Annotated in this window: 17 protein-coding genes; 3 read left to right on the top strand and 14 right to left on the bottom strand. The window is 27.7% G+C overall.

Going from position 1 to position 21,850, the window contains the following annotated elements; translation table 11 throughout:
* Positions 1-33 precede the first annotated feature (33 nt).
* From ACTG44_RS07780 to ACTG44_RS07720, 13 genes are all read right to left on the bottom strand, one after another.
* Entirely contained in the window at positions 34-765 is a 732-nt protein-coding gene (locus ACTG44_RS07780) for an ABC transporter ATP-binding protein (protein ID WP_021384254.1), read from the bottom strand.
* Positions 758-1,528 (bottom strand): ABC transporter permease, encoded by a 771-nt coding sequence (locus ACTG44_RS07775; RefSeq protein WP_044213199.1) that lies wholly within the window; start codon positions 1,526-1,528, stop codon positions 758-760. The genes ACTG44_RS07780 and ACTG44_RS07775 overlap by 8 nt, the downstream gene beginning before the upstream one ends.
* 84 nt (positions 1,529-1,612) lie before the next feature.
* Positions 1,613-2,323 carry an AIM24 family protein gene (locus ACTG44_RS07770; protein WP_021384249.1) on the bottom strand — a complete coding sequence of 237 codons (711 nt, stop codon included), beginning with the start codon at positions 2,321-2,323 and terminating at the stop codon, positions 1,613-1,615.
* A gap of 180 nt (positions 2,324-2,503) precedes the next feature.
* Positions 2,504-2,656, bottom strand: a complete 153-nt coding sequence (locus ACTG44_RS07765; RefSeq protein WP_021384256.1) for a FeoB-associated Cys-rich membrane protein — start codon at positions 2,654-2,656, stop codon at positions 2,504-2,506.
* A 25-nt stretch (positions 2,657-2,681) separates the two neighbouring features.
* Positions 2,682-4,838: a ferrous iron transport protein B gene (gene feoB / locus ACTG44_RS07760; protein WP_021384245.1), complete on the bottom strand. Its 2,157-nt coding sequence runs from the start codon at positions 4,836-4,838 to the stop codon at positions 2,682-2,684.
* Positions 4,839-4,939: 101 nt separating this feature from the next.
* Positions 4,940-5,161: a FeoA family protein gene (locus ACTG44_RS07755; RefSeq protein WP_021384243.1), complete on the bottom strand. Its 222-nt coding sequence runs from the start codon at positions 5,159-5,161 to the stop codon at positions 4,940-4,942.
* 12 nt (positions 5,162-5,173) lie between these two features.
* Positions 5,174-5,386, bottom strand: coding sequence for a FeoA family protein (locus ACTG44_RS07750; RefSeq protein ID WP_021384253.1), 213 nt, complete (start codon positions 5,384-5,386; stop codon positions 5,174-5,176).
* A 310-nt stretch (positions 5,387-5,696) separates the two neighbouring features.
* Positions 5,697-8,606, bottom strand: a complete 2,910-nt coding sequence (locus ACTG44_RS07745) for an EAL domain-containing protein (RefSeq protein ID WP_479921545.1) — start codon at positions 8,604-8,606, stop codon at positions 5,697-5,699.
* A gap of 344 nt (positions 8,607-8,950) precedes the next feature.
* Entirely contained in the window at positions 8,951-9,559 is a 609-nt protein-coding gene (locus ACTG44_RS07740) for a dienelactone hydrolase family protein (protein WP_479921544.1), read from the bottom strand.
* Positions 9,560-9,682: 123 nt separating this feature from the next.
* On the bottom strand, positions 9,683-10,393 hold the full coding sequence (locus ACTG44_RS07735) for a CPBP family intramembrane glutamic endopeptidase (protein WP_479921543.1): 711 nt from the start codon (positions 10,391-10,393) through the stop codon (positions 9,683-9,685).
* A gap of 265 nt (positions 10,394-10,658) precedes the next feature.
* Complete coding sequence (locus ACTG44_RS07730) at positions 10,659-11,204, bottom strand: NADH peroxidase (protein ID WP_107594844.1); 546 nt, start codon at positions 11,202-11,204, stop codon at positions 10,659-10,661.
* Positions 11,205-11,321: 117 nt separating this feature from the next.
* Complete coding sequence (locus ACTG44_RS07725; RefSeq protein WP_479921542.1) at positions 11,322-13,145, bottom strand: ABC transporter ATP-binding protein; 1,824 nt, start codon at positions 13,143-13,145, stop codon at positions 11,322-11,324.
* A gap of 12 nt (positions 13,146-13,157) precedes the next feature.
* A complete protein-coding gene (locus tag ACTG44_RS07720) occupies positions 13,158-14,933 on the bottom strand; it encodes an ABC transporter ATP-binding protein (RefSeq protein WP_479920108.1) in 1,776 nt (591 codons plus the stop codon).
* A gap of 291 nt (positions 14,934-15,224) precedes the next feature.
* On the opposite strand from ACTG44_RS07720, the gene ACTG44_RS07715 reads away from it, so the two are divergent.
* Positions 15,225-17,453, top strand: coding sequence for a YhgE/Pip domain-containing protein (locus ACTG44_RS07715; RefSeq protein WP_202594856.1), 2,229 nt, complete (start codon positions 15,225-15,227; stop codon positions 17,451-17,453).
* A gap of 197 nt (positions 17,454-17,650) precedes the next feature.
* Positions 17,651-18,220, top strand: a complete 570-nt coding sequence (locus tag ACTG44_RS07710; protein WP_479921541.1) for a TetR/AcrR family transcriptional regulator — start codon at positions 17,651-17,653, stop codon at positions 18,218-18,220.
* Positions 18,221-18,277: 57 nt separating this feature from the next.
* Here ACTG44_RS07710 and ACTG44_RS07705 read toward each other — a convergent pair whose 3' ends face one another.
* Positions 18,278-18,577, bottom strand: coding sequence for a rhodanese-like domain-containing protein (locus tag ACTG44_RS07705; RefSeq protein WP_479918521.1), 300 nt, complete (start codon positions 18,575-18,577; stop codon positions 18,278-18,280).
* 207 nt (positions 18,578-18,784) lie between these two features.
* On the opposite strand from ACTG44_RS07705, the gene ACTG44_RS07700 reads away from it, so the two are divergent.
* Positions 18,785-21,832, top strand: coding sequence for a serine hydrolase (locus tag ACTG44_RS07700; RefSeq protein ID WP_479918520.1), 3,048 nt, complete (start codon positions 18,785-18,787; stop codon positions 21,830-21,832).
* The last annotated feature ends 18 nt before the right edge of the window (positions 21,833-21,850 follow it).

Raw genomic sequence — 21,850 nt, 5'->3', positions numbered from 1 at the left:
TACTGCTAAAATTTTTTTATTTCTTTTAATCAATTAAAACTCCCCCAATTCCCTTAATATTTCTTTTTTTAAGCTTATATAATAGCTTTTAGTTAAATCTCTATTATATTCATCTTCGACACTAAACTGTTTAATCCCTTTATTTTTACTAAAAACAATTATTTTCTTTGCTATTTCCATAGCTTCTTCGATATTGTGAGTTACAAATACTACACCTTTTTTAGTATTTTCATGGATATTTATAACTTCTTTCTGCATTTTTCTTCTTGTAAAGTAATCTAGTGCCGCAAATGGCTCGTCCATAAGTAAAATATCTGGATTGAAGGAAAGAGCTCTTGCTATACTTACTCTATGAGCCATACCTCCTGATAATTCATTTGGATATGAGTTTTTAAATTTTTCAAGCTTCATCATTTTTAAATATTTGTCCAAATCAACTTTATTTCTATTCTTTTTTTCAGTATGTAAAAGTATATTTTCACTCACATTCAACCATGGCATAAGTCTACTTTCTTGAAATACCACTCCCACTTTTGGAATGCACTTTTTATCATTACTATAAAAATATATATTTCCACTAGTCGCATTTTCAAGACCTGCTAAAATTCTAAGTAAAGTAGTCTTACCACATCCACTTTCACCTAATATAACAGTTATTTCTTCACTAGATATATTTAACGATACATCATCAAGAACTAAGTGTTCTTTATTATCAACTAAATATTTTTTATGTATATTCTCTAGTAAAAATCCATTTCTAACCATTTAAATCAACCTGCTTCCCTTTGCTAAACTTTATTATCGCCTTTGAAAATAAATAATCTGAAAGTATACCTAAAAATCCAATAACAAAAATACCTACCAATACAACATCAGTTCGCGACATATCTTTTCCATCAGAAATCAAATATCCTAGACCTGAAGAAGCTGCAATAAGCTCTGCTCCAATTATAGCTCTAAAACTATATCCAAGACCTAAACTAAGTCCAACAACAATATCTAACATAGAATTAGGAATTATTATTTTATAAAAAATTCTCTTCTTAGATAAATTAAAAGATTTACCCACTTCTATTAATTTGTTATCGCAATTTTTTATGCCTTTCAATGTATTTAAAAATATTGGGAAAAAGGATGCTAAAATGATAATTATAATTTTGGATTCTTCACCTATACCAAACCATAAAATCAGCATTGGAACCAAAGCTAGTGGAGGTGTACTTCGCATAAATTCAAAGAGTGGTTTGAAATATTCATACATTTTTTTATTTACTCCAAATACAACTCCAAGTGGTATCGCTATCAGTGAACTTATTAAAAAACCTACCAATATTCTTTTTATACTGGCATAAGCATTTAAGAAAATAGAACCATCATATATCATTTTTATGAAAGTATCTAAAACTCTTTCAGGAGGAGGCAAGATATAACTACTCCATATCCCCAGAATACATACAATCTTCCATAAAATTAAAATTATTAAAAAAATATAATATCCTTTGAACTTTTTATGAATTTTCTCAATCATATAAAACTCCTTTTAATATATCTATCCCTGCTACCCTTTTTATTTTTTAAAATCCTAAAGAATGATTAAGCTACACTATAAAATCTAATCTATACCAATTCTTAATCCACCTGAATTCATTCTATCAGAAGGTGTAGAATCTGTTTTCAAGCCAGACAATCTTTCAGATGGCTGTATAATAACTATTTGTCCAGGTTCAACAAATTCCATATGATAAGATTCCCCCGAAGTCTGACCAATAAAAGTCTTCCATGATAATTTTGCTACCTTTGGATATGGTTCTCTTCCAGTCCAAGCTACTAATGCATCTGGGTCAACACAACAAGGACCTTCAAGTATTAGGGGGTTCCCATCTGTTATTATAGCAACATCTTGATTTTGGCCTGTTTTATTTATTAAATGTGTAGTAAAAAGACCTTTTTGAGATAGTACTCCTGAACCAATTAGTTTTACACTATAATTTAATTGTTCAGAAAATGCCAATAAATTTTCACTCTCAACATAAATTGAATCACCTGGGTCAATCGATATTACATCTACATGATAAGCATTTTGAGCTAGGTAAATTTCCCCTTCACCTTCAACAACCATTATTGGCATTTGTTCTCCTGTCAATGACCTTTGAACATGCCCTAACAGTGCTCTTCCTAAACCACCACCATTGTTGGGACCTAATAACAATTTTTCAAAATTAAAATTTCCCTTAAAGGCTACCATAGCACCTTTTTTTGCAAAAAATTTGCCACTTCCCCTTGCTATACACATAAGTTCATTTGTCACGTCAAATTTAAACATAATATACATTTATATTGCCTTGTTTAGCAATAATACCTCCTAATCATATATTTGTCTATAATTATACATTAAAATTACAACATAGTCTAACCTACCCCAAACATGAAATTTATTATTTATATAAAAAATAAGAACCTGATAACAAAGTAATTTATACTTTTTATCAGGTTCTTATTTTATCTATCTCTTAGTGCTATTACAGCTCTTGCTGCTTGAGCATCCAGAACAACCACATCCACAACTGCTACCATTCTTTTTTGAATTTTTAACCATATGCATTACAGCTAATGCCATTAATACTACCACAATAGCCGCTATAATAAATGTAGCCATATTTACCACTCCTTATTTATATGAATTAATTTTTCATATAACTTAATTTACCAATTTTTTCTTTTTTCATATTTCTATTTGAATAAGTTAAAACTGCCAATACTACAGCTACTGCTATAACTATAGATATTATTGCCCCAGCAATACTTCCTCCAGTACCTAAAACTAAACTTCCAACTTGATTGACAAGAAGAGCAACTATATATGCTGTTAAAGTTTGGAATCCTAATGTAATCCATGTCCATTTCCATGAACCCATTTCTCTTTTTATGGCTCCAATAGCTGCAAAACAAGGTGCACAAAGCATGTTGAATGTCATAAATGCAAACGCACTAGCTACTGTAAACATACTTGCAACTGAACCAAGAAGTGCTGGATCTTGCTCTGTTGCATCTGATATACCAAATAAAACTCCAAATGTTCCAACTACATTTTCCTTAGCCACTAGTCCTGTAACTGTTGCTACTGATGATTGCCAGTTTCCAAATCCAAGAGGTGCAAATATTGGTGCAACTATATTTCCTAAACTAGCTAATATACTGTCACCAGCATCTACCATCTGTAATGACCAGTTAAATGATTGTAAGAACCAAATTACTCCACAAGCTATAAATATAATTGTACCTGCTTTGATTATAAATGCTTTTCCTCTATCCCACATGTGTATCAAAACACCTTTTGCACTTGGAACATGATATTGAGGTAATTCCATAACAAATGGAGATGGCTCTCCTGCAAATAAACTAGTTCTCTTTAATATTATTCCACAGATGATTATCATTACAATCCCTAAGAAATACATTGATGGTGCTACCCATGAAGCACCTCCAAACAATGCTCCTGCAAATAATGCTATTATTGGAATCTTAGCTCCACATGGAATAAATGTAGTTAACATAATAGTCATTTTTCTATCTCTATCATTCTCTATAGTACGAGTTGACATAACTCCTGGAACTCCACAACCAGAACTTATAAGCATTGGTATAAATGATTTTCCTGAAAGACCAAACTTACGGAAAATTCTATCCATTATAAAGGCTACACGTGACATATATCCACAATCTTCTAGTATTGATAATAGTAAGAATAAAAGCATGATTTGTGGAACAAATCCTAATACAGCTCCAACTCCACCAATTAGACCATCAACTACAAGCCCTTGTAACCAATCCGCTACATTTAAAGAAACCAAAAAGTTACTTACATTCCCTTGAATAATTTCTCCAAACAGTACATCATTAGTCCAATCAGTTGCTATAGCGCCCAACGAACTCACTGCTATATAGTAAACTCCCCACATTATAAGTGCAAAAATAGGTAATGCTAGTATTCGGTTTGTTACAATCTTATCTATCTTGTCTGATACAGTTTCCTTGCCTTTTCTATTCTTCTTTATTATACTTGAAATTATTGAGCTAATAAATTCATAACGATTTGCTGTTATTATACTTTCACTATCATCATCCAATTCATCTTCACAATTTCTAGTTATTTCTTCTATGTTATTCAATATTGTTTTAGAGATATCAAGTTTTTGTATAACATTTTCATCTCTTTCAAATAACTTTATAGCTAACCAACGTGTTTCCATATCTATGTACGGAGTCTTTTCTTCTATTATTTTTTCTATTTTTTCTATTGCTTCCTTACTTTCGTCAACAAAAGGCAATTTAAAATCTAATTTATTGTTGCTACTTGCAAGTTCAATTGCCTTTTCAGCAGCTTCCATTATTCCTTGACCTTTAACTGCTGTTACTTCTACCACTGGGCAACCTATAACCTCAGATAACTTTTTAATATTTATCTTATCACCATTCTTATTAACAATATCCATCATATTAAGAGCTATAACAGTAGGTATACCCAATTCTAAAACTTGAGTTGTAAGATATAAATTTCTCTCTATATTTGATGCGTCTACAATATTTATTACTGCATCTGGTTTATCATCCAACATAAAATTACGTGTAACTACTTCTTCTAATGTATATGGAGATAAAGAATAAATACCTGGTAAATCTACTATTTCCACATCTTTATTTCCTTTTAATTTTCCACCTTTTTTTTCAACTGTTACTCCTGGCCAGTTACCAACATATTGCGATGAACCTGTAAGCCCATTGAACATTGTTGTCTTACCACAGTTAGGATTTCCTATGAGACCTATTTTTATTGACATTTCCATTCCCTCCATTATTATTAAGTACATAACTATTTATGATACAGAAAATCATTCTCATTATATAATTGCACTAACCCTATTCTAATTAATTAATTTTATTATTCCACAATAATTTTTTCTGCATCTGACTTACGAATTGATAGTTCATAATCTCTGACTGTTATTTCAATTGGGTCTCCAAGAGGAGCTACTTTTCTTACAAATACATCAACACCTCTAGTAATTCCCATATCCATTATACGTCTTCGTGTGGCTCCTTCTCCTTCTAATTTTTTGACTTTTACAGTCTCTCCACACTTAATATCCTTTAGTCTGTTCATGTTGTTACCTCCCTATATTATTATTCTGCTTGCCATCTTTTTATCCAATGCAACTCTAGTATCTTTTACATCTATTATTAAATTACCATCTATCTTAGAAATTATTTTAACGTTTGTACCTACTACAAAACCTATACTATTTAAAAAAGTTCTTGTTTTGTCACTTCCTGAAATCTTCTTTATAACTACTTCTTCTCCTGTATTTGATAGTATCAATGGCATCATATAATATTCCTCCTCTTAAACTAATTTAAATTTACAAGCAATCGTTATCTCATATATGAATTACAATATTTTATCTTAAGTTTTAATCAGTTAAAATAATAACCTATTTTTTCCTTCTTTTTACAATTCCTAATTTTGATTTAAGTCTACCACAATAGTATAAACTTTGCAAGTGATTATTGTATTCTTTTGATTTTTTTTCTCATTTGAGTTATCCTATTGATAAAATCTATATAAAAATAAAGATGCTCCAAAATAGTATATTTAACTATATTAAAGCATCTTTATTGTGTATATGTTTTCACATCACTTATACATTATTTTCTTCTTTTTTAAAAACTATTTTCTCAAACTCTTTTATAGGCATTGGTTTAGAAAATAGGTATCCCTGTACCATATCACATCCAATTTGTTTTAAAAAGTCTAATTGTGAAATAGTTTCTACCCCTTCTGATATTACCTTCATTTTTAGTTCTTTTGCCATTCTAATGACATTGGATATAACAATTTTTTCATTATCGCTCTCATCTTTTTCTGTAAAAAATGCTCTATCTAATTTTAATATGTCAACAGGCAATTCTTTTAGAAGATTAAGCGAAGAATACCCTGTTCCAAAGTCATCCATAGAAATTATAAACCCATTTTCTTTTAGATGATTCATTGTATCAATCAAACCTTCTATATTATTTAATACTGCTGTTTCTGTTAGCTCTAATTCTATAAAATTTGTTGGTATCTTATATTTATCAACAATTAATCTAAACCTCTCAACAAAGTTACTATTTACAAAATGCATTCGAGATAAGTTAACAGATATAGGCACCACTTTTTGACCTTCATCCATCCATTCTCTAATCTTTTTACACACTTCTTCAAATACATAAAAATCAATGTTTACAATAAAACCATTTCTCTCAAATACTGGTATAAATTCTATTGGTGGTATTAAACCTTTCTTTGGATTATTCCAACGAACAAGTGCTTCAGCTCCTATGATTTGGTAATCTAAAAGGCTATATTTAGGCTGAAAATACACAATAAATTCTCCATTATTAAGAGCATCTATCATTGTATTTTCAATTTCTTTTTCTTTTAGTATTTTATTATGCATTTCATCATTATAAAAAGCAAATGAATTTTTATGACCACCTTTTATAGTCTTTCTAGCAGTATTTGCTCTATCCATAATAGTATTTATATCCCTATCATCTTTATTTATTTTGTATATACCACAATCTAAAATCAACTTATAGTAATTTATTTTCGGATTACTAAATATCTGAACTTTGTTATAAATACTATTTAGTCTTGCTTTAATATCTTCATCTGTCTTATATTTAATGAGAAGAACAAAATGGTCAGCAGAAACTCTTGCAAAGATTTCATCCTCATGTAATTCACTTGCAATAGTATTTGATATATGTATCAAAGTATTATTTCCCATATCAAATCCAAACATATCATTTATATATTTAAATTTATCAACATCCATATAAAATAACACATATGATTCTGGATTATTTTTAGAAAACAGTTTATCTGCATTTATTTTAAACTTCTCTATACTATCTGCTCCTGTTAATGAATCTATGTATGCAATTTTTTTCAGAGAATCTTCTTTCTTTTTCTTATTATAAATTATATATTTGATGGCAATTAAAAATATAATACAAATACACATAATAATTTGTACCGAGTACTCTTTAAAAATAACACTAAATGCTACCTTATAAGGCTTATTAATAGTATTAGAATATATGCTATCATTTAACTGTTCTTCAGTAATTTTACCTATTGATTTATTTAAAATTGATATCAATATTGGATTAATTTTATTTGATACTCCTATACACATTCCATAATTAGTATCTAAAACTGATATAATAGATAAATTATTGGCTTTTCCTTTCTTTAAAAGTTCATCAAACTGATAAGAACTAAGTACCATTAAATTTGCTTTTCCTGCATCTATAGCATCTAAAGAATCTTCTATAGACTTATAAGATGTTGTTTTAGAATTTTCAAAATTTTTTTCTATATAAGAATCAATAGACTTATAGCTACTCGTTAAAGCAATATTTAAATCATTATTCAGATTAGTTCCTAATTTTCCAACCATAACTATTGGAATATTTATGTACGGATTTGTCAATTTCATATTGAATCGTTTTTCTTTATTGTTTTCATTAATTGAGCCACAAAGCATATCTGCCTTTCCGTTTTTTATATAATTAAGACTCTCATTATAATTTTTTGTTTTAATATATTCAAATTCTATACCACATTTTTTTGATATAACTGACATTAAGTCAGAGCTTATACCTTTAAACGAATTACTTACCATATCATAATATTCAACAGGAGACCACTCTGAATCGTATACCATAGTAAGCTTTGGATTTGCTTTAATAAAATTAATTTCTTGACGAGTAAATGCTATGGAATTAGTAACATCTCTTTTAAAATACTTTTTATATAACTCCATATCATAGTACATGTTATTCATTTTTAATTCCTTTAAAGCATAATCTAATTCTTTTGCTAGGTTAGTTTTTTCTTTTGTAGTAGCAAAATAAAAAGGTTCCATTGAAAACTTACTAACTATTTTCATTCCTTTTGCATTTACGATACTTCCACAAACAAAAGCATCTGCTTTATTTTCATTTACAGACTCAATTAACTCATCAATAGAATTACAATATATATATTCCACTGAAAATTTATTTTCTTCTCTATATTTCTCAAATGCAATATTATGAAAATTACCTTTGAGCACAGCCACTCTCATACCATTAAATGAACTTATATCTTCATAAAACATATTGTAGTTACTTTCATTTGTATATAGTGCACTATATTCATATCCCGAACTTATTTTAGGAAAATTAAATATTTTATTTCTTTCATCATTACTCTGTAAAGGTCCAAGTAAATCTATCTCACCTTTTTCTAATCTATCTAAACATTCTTCCCAAGACCCTTTTATAAATTCATACTTCCATCCCGTATATTTTGAAATTTCTTTTAAATAGTCATAACCATATCCTGTATAAGAATTATCTTTTGGTGAAGATATAATTCCATAGTTATCACAATATCCAACTCGTATTTTTTTTGAATTTTCAGACTCATCAGCAAAGCATTGAACATTGTCAAGGCAGGATATAATAAGTAAAAATATCAAAGAAAGTATCAAGAAGTGCTTTTTAAATGATTTCATATTTAAAAACCTCCAATTTGCCAACTTGCTTTAATTTATTTAGTTTACCAGTTGTAACTACTTTTATTGTACTGGTAAATATATCAAATTGCAATATTCTCATATAATATTCTTATTCAGCTACAATTAATTTTCTTATTGTCTGTTTAAATGTATCGCATTATAGTAACTCATTAAAAATCATAAAAACATAATTAATACTATAATTAGATTAATTAACTATATCTCAAAAACATAATAGCACTAAAATATAATGGCACTACTAATATTTTTAAATATCAATAGTGCCATAAAAAACTTTTCAGATTAATTAAATATTTTTATATATTTTACAATAAGTTATACTACTCTAAATATTTAGCTATAAAACTTTTTTCTTTAATACTAAATACTTGTGTTTGAATATCAGAATAATGTTTTGAGTATACATCAATAAAACCATGATTTGCCTCTAAAATTTCGATTTGAATATTTTGTTTTCCAGAAAGTTGACAAGAAACAGAATCTACATCGAATGAATCATATTTTGCAAATACTAATAAAGTAGGAGATTTCGGAATTACATCCATATAATCTCTAATTCGAGAACCATAACAACAAATTATACCATCACAAAGAGAATCTTCACTACATCTCCATGCAATAGTTGCACCCACACTATATCCTACAACAAGTACATATTTATATTCTGATTTTAAATCATTTATGAGTTTTTCTACACTTTTATAAATGTTAAATCCAACACTATCTATAAAAAAATCATACGCCTCTTGAGCTTCTGAATAAGAAAAAACTTTTCTATATCCCAAAAGCTCTGGGCAAAACACATCATACCCATCTTTATAATACTTTTTACAAACATCTTTTATAAAATTATTAACTCCATAAATTTCATGTAGTACAACAATAGCTATATTACTTTTATGTATATACTTAATCATATTGTCCACCACCTGTCAATATTTTTTACATTTAGTTTAATGTATTCTTTTAAGTATGTTAATTTACTATTTCTAAAATTTAACTTATAAAATAATCCGTTTTTTTACAATAAACTTTCTACAAAGTAATATTGACTAAGTAGTAAAAATCATCACTCCTGTAACAATATTATACAAGATATGAAGTAGGCATGACCCCCACAGACAATTAGTTTTTCTATATACTAAGTCACATAAAAGGTGAAGTAATATAAGACATATCACATAAAATCCAGGTAGAAGTGAAAATGAAAAATATCCATTTACAATCCATTTTACAGGGTAATGTATAGATAAAAAAAGGAAAGCATTAACACAAGATAAAAGTACACTATTTTTTATTAATCCAGTTAACCTTGTTTGAATATACCCTCTAAAAGCAATTTCTTCTGGAATAGCAGAAACAATAAATGTAGCAACCATATAAACAGTGGGTAATTGAAAATCAACTTTTTTTCCTTTCATAATTCCCTCTGCTAAAATAACGAAAATTACGAGTACTGCAGCACCAAAAACTCCATACAAAAGACTTTTATTTAAATTTCGCACTGTAAGCCCAATCGTATTTAGTTTTTCCTTTGAAAGTAGTACAAATCCCAATCCTATAAATAAATCCAAGATTGACAATATCATTTGTGAGTTAGTTAAAATTGTTGAACTTAAATTTGTTGTATACAAATAACCTTGGAAAAACACTAATAACATAAGTATTAAATAAATGAGTATTGCTTTTACTCCATCATTTTTAGAATAATTCTTACATAACAAAGCATATTCTTCATCTTCAAGTACAGTTTTAAACATCATAAATGCTCCTTTCTAATCAAATACTTATTTATTTTTCCAATTTTACCATAAATATATATTTGTATCAAATTAATTTCATTATTATATAAATTAGAGATGATAAAACTAAAAAATTAATTTCATTAAAACTATATTTATACTCATTTAAATATTTACAGGATTATAGCTATAAAATAAAATACAACTATTAAAAAGGAGTATATCCTTATAATTTTAAAAATCATAAATGATATACTCCTAAAAATCTACTTAACTTATATTAAATTTATTTTCCAAAATATCTATTTAATAATCCTAAGAATGCTTTACCATGTCTAGCTTCATCTTTACACATTTCATGTACCGTATCATGTATAGCATCTAATCCTAATTCTTTAGCTTTTTTAGCTAATTTTAGTTTTCCATCAGTTGCACCATACTCAGCATCAACTCTAACTCTTAAGTTTTCTTTTGTATCTGCAACTACAACTTCTCCAAGAAGTTCTGCAAATTTAGCAGCATGCTCAGCTTCTTCAAAAGCTATTCTCTTATAAGCTTCTCCTACTTCTGGATAACCTTCTCTGTCAGCTTGTCTACTCATTGCTAAATACATTCCTACTTCTGTACATTCACCAACGAAGTTAGCTCTTAATCCTTCAATTACTTCTTCGTCTACACCTTGAGCTACACCTATTCTATGCTCATCAGCCCAATTTTTTTCGCCTTTCATTTCTTCAAATTTATCAGCTCCAACTTTACATACTGGACATTGTGCTGGTGCAGCATCCCCTTCATGTATATATCCACATACTGTACAAACAAATTTTTTCATAATTAATTTCCTCCTAAATTTTATATATCAAATTAAATTTTTTATTTATCAAGTTAGTTTATATATACCCGAGGCATATACCTTTAAACAATTTTTTTAAAGTTTTTTTCTAAATACTTACTTCCCTTGTGTTAACAGTATGTTTCTATAATAATGTCCTTTTAATTCTATTAGTTCTTTATGATTTCCAGATTCTATAATTCTACCATTTTCTAAAACTATTATATTATCACAATTTGATATGGTACTTAATCTATGAGCTACAATTATACTTGTCTTCCCAAAAGTCAAATTATTTATTGCATCTTGAATCTTAGCTTCAGTTGCTATATCTATATTGCTTGTAGCTTCATCTAAAATGAGTATAGGTGCATTTTTTAATATTGCTCTGGCAATGCTTATTAATTGTTTTTGACCTTCACTTAAATCCTCACCCCTATCTGATAATACAGTATTATATCCTTCATGCATTTTCGTTATAAATTTATGCGAATTTGCTATTTTGCTAGCACATATAACCTCTTCATCAGTGGCCATTAGATTTCCATACCTTATATTTTCCATGACCGTATCATTGAATATATAACTTTCTTGTGGAACTACTCCAAAACAAGACCTCAAATAGTTTCTGTTAATAGAATATATATCTTCACCATCTAAAAATATACTTCCTTTATCTACTTGATAGAAATTTGTAATTAGATTTATAATTGTTGTTTTCCCACTACCAGTCTCTCCTATAATGGCATTTGATGTGCCTGCTTTGATTCTTAAATTTATATTATCTAAAACTTTCTTTTTTGAATTATAAGAAAAACTTACATTTTTAAATTCTATTTCTCCATTTACAAAAGAAGAATTTAAATTATCCTTCTTATTGTCATTAAACTTACTTTTAAATACGCTCTTTGCTTCCTGTTCCTCTTTTTCGTCTATAATTTCAAAAACTCTTTCGCATCCTGCTATTGCTGAAAGTAATGTATTAAATAGATTTGCCAATTCATTTAAAGGTCTTGTAAATTGTCTTACATAACTTAAAAAACTAGCTATAACTCCTATAGTTATAATATCCTTAGATGCCAAAACTCCACCTATAATACATATAGTTGCAAATCCTATATTACTAATTACATTCATAATAGGCATTAAAAGGGATGTATAAATTTGCGATTTGAGTGAAATATTTAATAGTCTATCATTGACTTCTCTAAAATCCTCTACAGACTTTCTTTCATAGTTAAAAGATTTTACTACATTTATATTCGATACCATTTCTTCAATATGAGAATTTAACTTCCCTAACTCTACTTGTTGTTGCTTAAATAGAACTCTAGTCCTCTTTGCTATAAAGTTACTTAGAAACATTACTATTGGTATCAATATAATACTACAAAAGGTCAAAATTGGACTTAATATAAACATCATAATGAAAGTCATCAATATATTTAAAATTCCTGTAATTAATTGTACTAATGAATTTGAGATTCCTGTACTAATATTATCAACATCATTTGTTACCCTGCTCATAATATCTCCAGTAGAACTTTTATCAAAGAAGGTTATTGGTAGATTTTTAAATTTCAAAAACAAATTACTTCTCATCTCTTTAACTATACTTTGAGATAGTCTAGCTGTACATATACCCTTAGACAGTTTAACTGAGAATTCAATTATATAAAATGAGAATAATATAATTATGCCTTTCAAGAAAATGGACCTTGAATAAGTATCAATATTTATTATGTCAACTACTTTCCCAAGAGTATATGGTATTATAGTTGATATAATTGAATCGACTATTACCAGCAAAAAAATTAATCTAGTAATCTTTTTATCTTTTTTAAAGTACATAAAAATTCTTTTAAATGTTTTCTTAAAATCTTTAGGCTTCTCTTTTTTCTTCAATCTACTGACCTTTTGATTTCCAGTACCTAAATTCAATATACTTCCTCCTTAATTTACATCTTCATTTGCTAAGTTCTGCAACTCAAAAATTTTTTTATAAATTGGAGAACTAACCAGTAAATCTTCATGTGTAGCAAATCCAACCACCTCTCCCTCATCTAAGACTAAAATTTTATCACAGTCAATTATAGAACTAATCTTTTGTGAAATAGTTATGATGGTACATTTCTTATTTTCTTTGTTTTTTAAATTATTTATATAATCTTTTATATTCTTTCTAATAGTCGTCTCTGTATTAATATCCATTGCACTAAAGCAATCATCAAGAATTAATATTTGTGGTTTTTTTGCTATAGCTCTAGCTATAGTAATTCTTTGTCTTTGTCCTCCTGATAGGTTTTTACCCCTTTGAAATAAAACTTCATCATAAGAATTTTCAAGTTTTGTTATAAATTGATTTGCATTTGCTATCTTACATGAATTTATAACATCTTCTCTACTTATAGCCTTATTTCCCATAATTATATTTTCTAGTATACTTTTCCCAAATACACTACTATTTTGAAATACTACACCTATTCCTTCTCTTAAACTTTCTTCAGAAACACTGTATATACTATTTCCTCCAATCTTAATATCTCCTTTGTCAACTATATATAATTTTTGAATTAAATTTATTAAAGAAGTCTTTCCTGAACCAGTCTGACCAATCATACCAATATTTTGACCTTCTTCTATTTTAAAAGATACATTTTTTAATATTTTTTCATCTGTATTTTTATTATATGAAAAATAAACATTTTCAAAAACTATATCACCACTTGTAAATTTTAAATTCTTTTCTTCAACATTTAAACTGGTATTTTTCTCAATTATTTCTTCATTCTCATCAAGCAAAACTTCACTTACTCTTTCATAAGAAGCTTTTGCGCGAACAAAAACATTAAAAACATGTGAAATCATTATAAGTGAGGTTAATATTCTAGTCATATAATTTACATAAGCAACTATAATTCCAATTTTAATTTCTCCTGAATAAACTAAATGTCTTCCAATTAATAATATTATTATTATGGAAATATTAATAATTATTGTAATTGTAGGTCTAAAAAACGACATCATTGTTGTAGCTTTTCTACTATTTTGAAAAAGCTCTTCATTTAACTCTTCAAAACGTTTACTCTCATAATTGTATCTGCAAAATAATTTAACTACTTTTATTCCACTTAAAAACTGTCTTAATTTTGAATTTATTTTATCTGTACTTTCCTGTACATTTTTAAATAGTCTATATCCAATCTTCATATTGAGTAATATTATAATAAATATAATTAAAACTGCAACTAAGATAATTATTGACATCTTTAAATTTAATTTTATGGCTATAATTAAGCTTCCTATACACATGATTGGCGATTTTATAAAAACCCTCATCATTCCATGAACGAATTGTTGTATTTGGTTAATATCATTAGTGATTCTTGTTATTAGTGATGCTCTACCAAATTTATCTATTTGTTTTAATGAATATGTATTTATCTTTTCAAATACATCCTGTCTCAAATCGTAGGAAAAGCACTGAGAAACTCTTGCTGAGATTATACTTCTTATTATTGAAAATATTGCCCCTAAAAAGGTTATTCCTATCATTAAAGCTCCAGTTGATAATATGTAATCTAAGTTCTTATTTGAAACTCCTATATCTATTATTTTTGCCATTATAGTTGGTTGAGCTAAATCACAAAAAGCTTCCAATGTCAAAAAAAATACTGCTGTCAGAAATAATACTATATATTTTTTTATGTATTTTTTAAAATACCTCATTTAATCATCCCTTCATAGAATTTTCTCATTATAAAAAGTATATCATAATGGCTAATTTAATTGATTGTATCAATTATAAATATTTGTTTTATTATTAATTTTTATACTATACACGTTATAAATTATTTGTTTTTATTTCCTATATTTATATATATTTATAGCATACTATTATATATAATATATATGTATTAAAATTAAGACAAAACTTTAACTTTACTATTTGTGTAAAAAGTAATATAATTTAAAATTGATTATAAATCTAACTTTTTCTCTATCAAAATATTTTAGGAGGTGAGACATTTGAAAAAAACTAATAGTTTAAAAGAATTTTTAAACTGGAATAATATCAAGAATTTAAAACCTTCAAATGGTTTAAAAAATATATTAGAAATTTTTAAAAATGACCTAAAAGATATACGTGGAAATTACGCAGTACTTGTAATAGTTGTAGGACTTGCTTTTTTACCTTCTTTGTACGCTTGGTTCAATATAAAGGCATCTTGGGACCCTTATGGAAGTACTGCTAATATGCTTGTAGCAGTAACAAATGAAGATAAAGGAAATGAAATAGCAGGTCAAAAGATTAATGTAGGAGACCAATTAATCGAACAACTTAAGGATAATAAAAGTTTAGGTTGGCAGTTTGTAGATGAAAAAACCGCTCTTGAAGGTGTTAAAAAAGGTACTTATTATGCGTCACTTAAAATACCAAAGAATTTTACAAAAGATTTAACATCATTAATTACGGATGATGTTAAAAAAGGTGAAATTATTTATACAGTAAATGAAAAAATAAATGCAGTTGCACCAAAGATTACTGACAAAGGTGCTTCTACAATACAGTTACAAGTTAATCAGACTATAGTAAAAACAGTAAGTGAAATCGTTCTTGGTATATCAAATGGAGTTGGTGCAGGAATTGAACACAGTCTTCCAAAATTAACAAAGGTTGAAAGTTCTCTTATCGACCTTCAAAAGAGATTTGACCATATAAATAAGACTGTCGATTTAGCCTCTGATGCTACTTCAAAGTTGTCTGATACAGTTAAAGATATTAAATCAGATTTACCTACTATTAAAAAGACTTTAAATGATACAAAACTGTTATCAAATGATTTAAAGAAATTCTTAGAGGATACAAATGACAATTTAGATGAGCTTTCTCCTCTTATAAAATCTGATTTAAATTTAATGGTTGACCTTTCATCTTCGGCTTCTTCCCTTACATTAAATTTAATTGATGCTGTAAATAGTGGAAGTGAAGATGTCCCTAAGTTGATAGATAATTTATCAGAAAAGCTTTCTAATTTACAATCTTTAAATGATACATTAGAAGACTTTTTAACTAAATTAAACCAGCTTACATCAAATAATAGATTGGATGATGTAATAGATAACCTAGAAGACTCTAACAATAAAATAGATTCCTCTATATCAACATTGAATGACATTAAAAACAAGGTTATATCTGGGCAACAACCATCTATAAGTGCATTAAATAATGTTTTAAGTTTATCAAATGGTATTGGAAGAATTAATTTAAATATTTTAAATAATTTTGATTCAAAAATATCAAAACCTATAAATAGTATATTTTCAAATAGTATAAAAGTAGCAAATGATATAATTACTGTTTTAGATAAGGCAGAAGCAAAACTTCCAAAGGTTGAAGAAATACTTACTACTTCTCTAAGTCTTTCAGGAAATGCACAGGAAAGTATATCATTAATAAGAGAAAGACTTCCTCTTGCAAAAGGAATGTTGGATGACTTGATTGATAATTTAAGTAAGATTAGTAATGGTGAAGATATGAAAAAATTAGTCAGCTTACTTGAAAGTGATATATTAACAAAGTCTAATTTCTTAAAGGAACCTGTTGAAGTGAAAACAGAAAAATTATATCCAATTGAAAATTATGGTTCTGCAATGACACCATTTTATAGTGTTCTTTCTACATGGGTAGGTATATTACTTCTTTCAGCATTATTATCTACATCTGTACATGGAAACTATAAGCCATATGAAATTTATTTTGGAAGGGGTCTTACTTTTCTAAGTATAGCTCTCATCCAAGGCTTCATAATTGGAACTGGAGACATACTATTATTAGGAGTAACAGCAAAGCATCCAATTTTATTGATACTTCTGCTTATGTTTACTAGTATGGTATTTAACTTTATTGTTTATTCTTTGGTTTCTGTATTTGGAAATGTAGGAAAAGCAATTGCAATAGTACTATTAGTCGTTCAAATTGGTTCTTCTGGTGGTACATTCCCTATACAAGTTACACCTACATTCTTCCAAAGAATAAATCCTATAATGCCATTTACCTATGCAATAGGTGCTACAAGGGAAGCAGTGGGTGGTATATATGCTCCAAATTTAACTAAAGATATATTAGTTCTATTGCTATTTATGATTCTGTCTATTTGTTTAAATGTACTTCTAAAAGGACCTATAAACAGAATTATAAAACCATTTAACGATAAATTTGGTGATAGTAATTTAACTGGTCATTAAAAAATCAATTTTGTATTTAAATATATTTTTTAAAAACAGAATTTCAACCTTATATTAAAGGTAGTAGCTTCTCAGTTACTACCTTTTTTAACTTCAAAACTAAAATTTATTACATAATGTAAATGACTGATATTCATTCATTGACTTTCAAAATTCCTTATGTTATTATGTATTTGAAATTATAAGGAGGATACTATATGGCACGTATTACTAAAGAACCAAGTGAACGTAAGCAAGAAATTCTAGATACTGCAATAAAATTATTTTATGAAAATGGATATGAGAAAACTTCTATAACTGATATTGCAAAACATATGAATGTTGCACAAGGATTATGTTATCGTTATTTTCCATCAAAAGAAAGCCTATTTGATAGTGCTATAGACTACTATGCACAAACTCTAGTGGACAAAATGTCTACTATTATAGATAATACAGATAAAACATTAAAGCAAATTATTGAAGAAGTACCTACATTTATTGATATAGAAACTGATGATAACCATTACTACAAAGTATGTCACGGAGAAAAGAGTAAAAAAATTCATGACCAATTATCTTTAAAAATATGTGAAAAACTTATTCCTATAGTAAAAAAACAGCTTCAACTGGCTAATTTACGAGGAGAAATTAATATTCCTGACACTGATACCACAGCATACTTTTGTGTATATGGTCAGCAAGGAATATTATTACGTGAAGATATTTCAAATACTGAAAAAGTAGAAAAAATTTGTTCTTTCCTAAATTACCTTATGAACATATAAGTATATCCCTGCTTAATAAACAGGGATATATTCAGTATTCAATATAACTTACATACTTTAATTAAGATAATCAGTTATTCCTGAGTTTAAATTATACAGATGTTCAAATCCTTCCTCAGCCAATAAATTACATGCAGTAACACTTCTATGACCACTTCTACAATAAACCACTACTTTCTTATCCTTATATTCATAAATTTCATCTATGTTATTAATTAGCTCTTGTAAAGATATATTTATAGCATTTTCTATTTTACATTCTCTAAATTCATCTTTAGTTCTTACATCTAATAATAAAATATCTTTTTCATTTTTCATCATTTCTTTAAGTTGTTTCTTATTTATATTCTTGTACATATGTCTAAGATTCCTCCATTTTATTTGTATATATTACTTATACCCTTTATTCTTCATACAACAACAAATATTCTTTTATATTTTTCTCAGCTATATAAAAGATATACTTAATAAAAGCTTTTTTTATTGTTAATAATCTGTTGATTAAAATAATTAAGAATGTTATGCTAATTATAAATTATTAAAAGGGAAAAGAGGTAGTGTAATATGTTTAAGCAAAGGCTCTCTAAATTATTATCTAGTACATTAGTATTGAGTATGTTATTTACTGCTGCTCCAAATATTACTTTTGCTGATAGTAATGTAAAAGATAACTCGGAGAAATATCAAAGTTCTGACATAAAGCTAAATGATTATAGCAAAAACTCAGAATCTTATCCAAAAACTAAAGCTCTTGCTAAAGAGAAAATTAAAACTTTATTATCTAAGTATGGAATTGAAAATGCTCAATATGCTTTGATTGATAATGGTAAAATTGAGATTTCTGGTAATGGTGGAGTCTACAGTAGACAGGATAATAAAAATTTAACTAAGGATAACATGTATAATATTGCATCTATCAGTAAGATGTTTACTACTACTGCTGTTATGAAGTTAGTAGAAGAGGGAAAAGTAAAATTAGATACTCCTATTGTAAATTATATACCTGAATTTAAAATGGCTGATGAGAGATACAAAGAAATCACTCCAAGAATGTTATTAAATCACTCATCAGGATTAATGGGAAGTACTTTAAAAAATGCTCTTTTATTAGGAGATAATGATTCTTATGGTCACGATAGTTTTCTAGAAGAATTAAAAAAACAAAGATTAAAAGCTAAACCAGGAGCTTTTTCTGTTTATTGTAATGATGGATTTACTTTAGCTGAAATTTTAGTAGAAAAAGTATCTGGTATGACATTTACTAATTTTATTGACAAGTACATAAGCAGTCCACTTAATTTACAAAATACAAAAACTCCAGAAGATAGTTTTGATAGTTCAAGACTTGCAAAAGCCTATGTACCTTATTTTGAAGATGCTGTACCACAAGATAATTTTAATACCATAGGTGCTGGTGGTTTATATTCAAGTGCAGAAAATCTATGTACATTTGCACAAACATTTATGAAAAAATCAAATGGTATTCTTTCACCTTCTTCAATAAAAGCTATGGAAAATAAAGAATATTTAAATGGTCTATGGCCTGAGGGAGAAGATTCTATACTTGGATATGGTTTAGGATGGGATTGCGTAAACACTTATCCATTTAATCAATATAACTTAAAGGCTCTTACAAAAGGTGGAGACTCTTTACTATTCCACAGTAATATTATAGTGCTTCCAGATGAAAATATGGCAGTTGCAGTTGTTTCTTCTGGTGGAAGTAGTCAACTTAATGAAATAATTGGACAAGAAATGTTACTGTCTGCATTAAAAGAAAAGGGTAAGATTAAGGAAATAAAACCTGATAAAACATTCAGCAAACCACAACAAGTTAAAATGCCAAGTTATTTAAAAGAAAATAGTGGTCTTTATGCGTCTTCAAATATGATAAAAGTTGATGTTAATGATAATGGAACTTTAACAGTATCTTCTCCTTATCTAGAAAATGGACCTGAAGATAAGTATGTATATATAGGACAAGATAGATTTGTTTCTGAAAAAGGTAATAGTTGTTTAAAATTTGTAAAAGAAAAAAATAACCTTACATATTTAAATATGAGCTCTTACGATGATGTTCCAGGATTAGGTCAAACAGCAAGTTTATATTATGTAGCTCAAAAGGTAGATAGTAGTAATAATATATCAGATAGCGTAAAAGAAGCATGGAAGAAAAGAAATGATAAAGGTTACTATATAGTAGATGAAAAATATACTTCTCAGCACTATATGTTTGGTTCTGTAAAGGCAGTTCTTGGTCTTTCAGATGGAACTCCTGGTTATATAGCTAATACTAAAATAGCAGATGAAAATAACTCAAATGCATTTATAGAAATACCTGGTGTAATGGGACGTGACTTAGCTGATATTAAACTTCATAAAGAAAATGGTACAGAGTATTTAACTTTTGCCACACAGACATATATTAGTGAAGATTCTATAACTAATTTGCCATCAGAAAAATCTTTCACATGCGAGTTAGCATCTAATGGCTATGCAAAATGGTATAAGATTGGTGATGATATAGCAAACAAAAAAATAGAAGTTAATCTTCCTCAAAATTCATCTTTTGCTGTTTACGATGCTAAAGGAATTCCTGTAAACTATTCTTTAGTTACAAAGAATAATAGAGTTAGATTGCCAAAAGGAGGCGTAATTGTTTTCTCAGGAAGTCCAAATGCTAGATTTGAAGTTGCATATCAAGATGAGGTAAATGCAAATACATTGACAGGAACTGATAGATATGAAACTTCTATTAAGATAAGTCAAGCAGGTTGGGAAAATGCTGAAAATGCAGTTTTAATAAATGACTCAGCAATTGCAGATGCTTTGGCTGCAACACCACTTGCATATAAGAAAAATGCTCCTATATTATTAACTGGAAGCTCTCAAATAAACGAAAAAACTTTAGCTGAATTGAAGAGATTAAAAGTTAAAAATGTATATGTAGTTGGTGGAGAAGCTTCTGTGAATGAAAAGTCCCTAGATACTATAAAATCAAATAATATTTCTGTATCTAGAATTTCAGGAAATGATAGATATCAGACTTCTATGAATATTGCCAAAGAATTGAATAATATTAGTAACATTTCAAAGATTTCAGTAGTTAATGGTGAAAAAGGATTAGCCGATGCAGTAAGCATTGGAGCTGTATCAGCTCAAAATGATATGCCTATAATACTTACTAATGAAAACAGTAATATAGATGAAATAAACAACTTATTTAAAAACAAAAAAATTGAGAAGTCTTATGTAATTGGTGGAGAATACACAGTTTCTAAAAATATAGAAAGTAAACTTCAAAATCCACAAAGAATATCAGGTAGCACTAGAAATGAAACTAATGCAAAGGTAATAAAAGAATTTTATAAAGATTCTAAGATAGACAACCTATACGTTGCTAAAAACGGAATCAATAAACAAGATGATTTAATAGATGGATTATCTGTTGGAGTTTTAGCTGGAAAAACTAAGTCTCCTGTAATATTAGTAGGAAATTTATTAGATTATAATCAAAAAGAACTATTTAAAACTATGAGATTTAAATCTGTAACACAAATTGGTGGAAATGGAAATGAGAATTCATTTAAACAAATAAAAGAAATAGCTTAATATATTAAAATGGGCTAT

It is taken from the genome of Clostridioides sp. LIBA-2809 (assembly GCF_056688965.1).
This window is presented reverse-complemented; position numbering and strand designations above follow the sequence as displayed.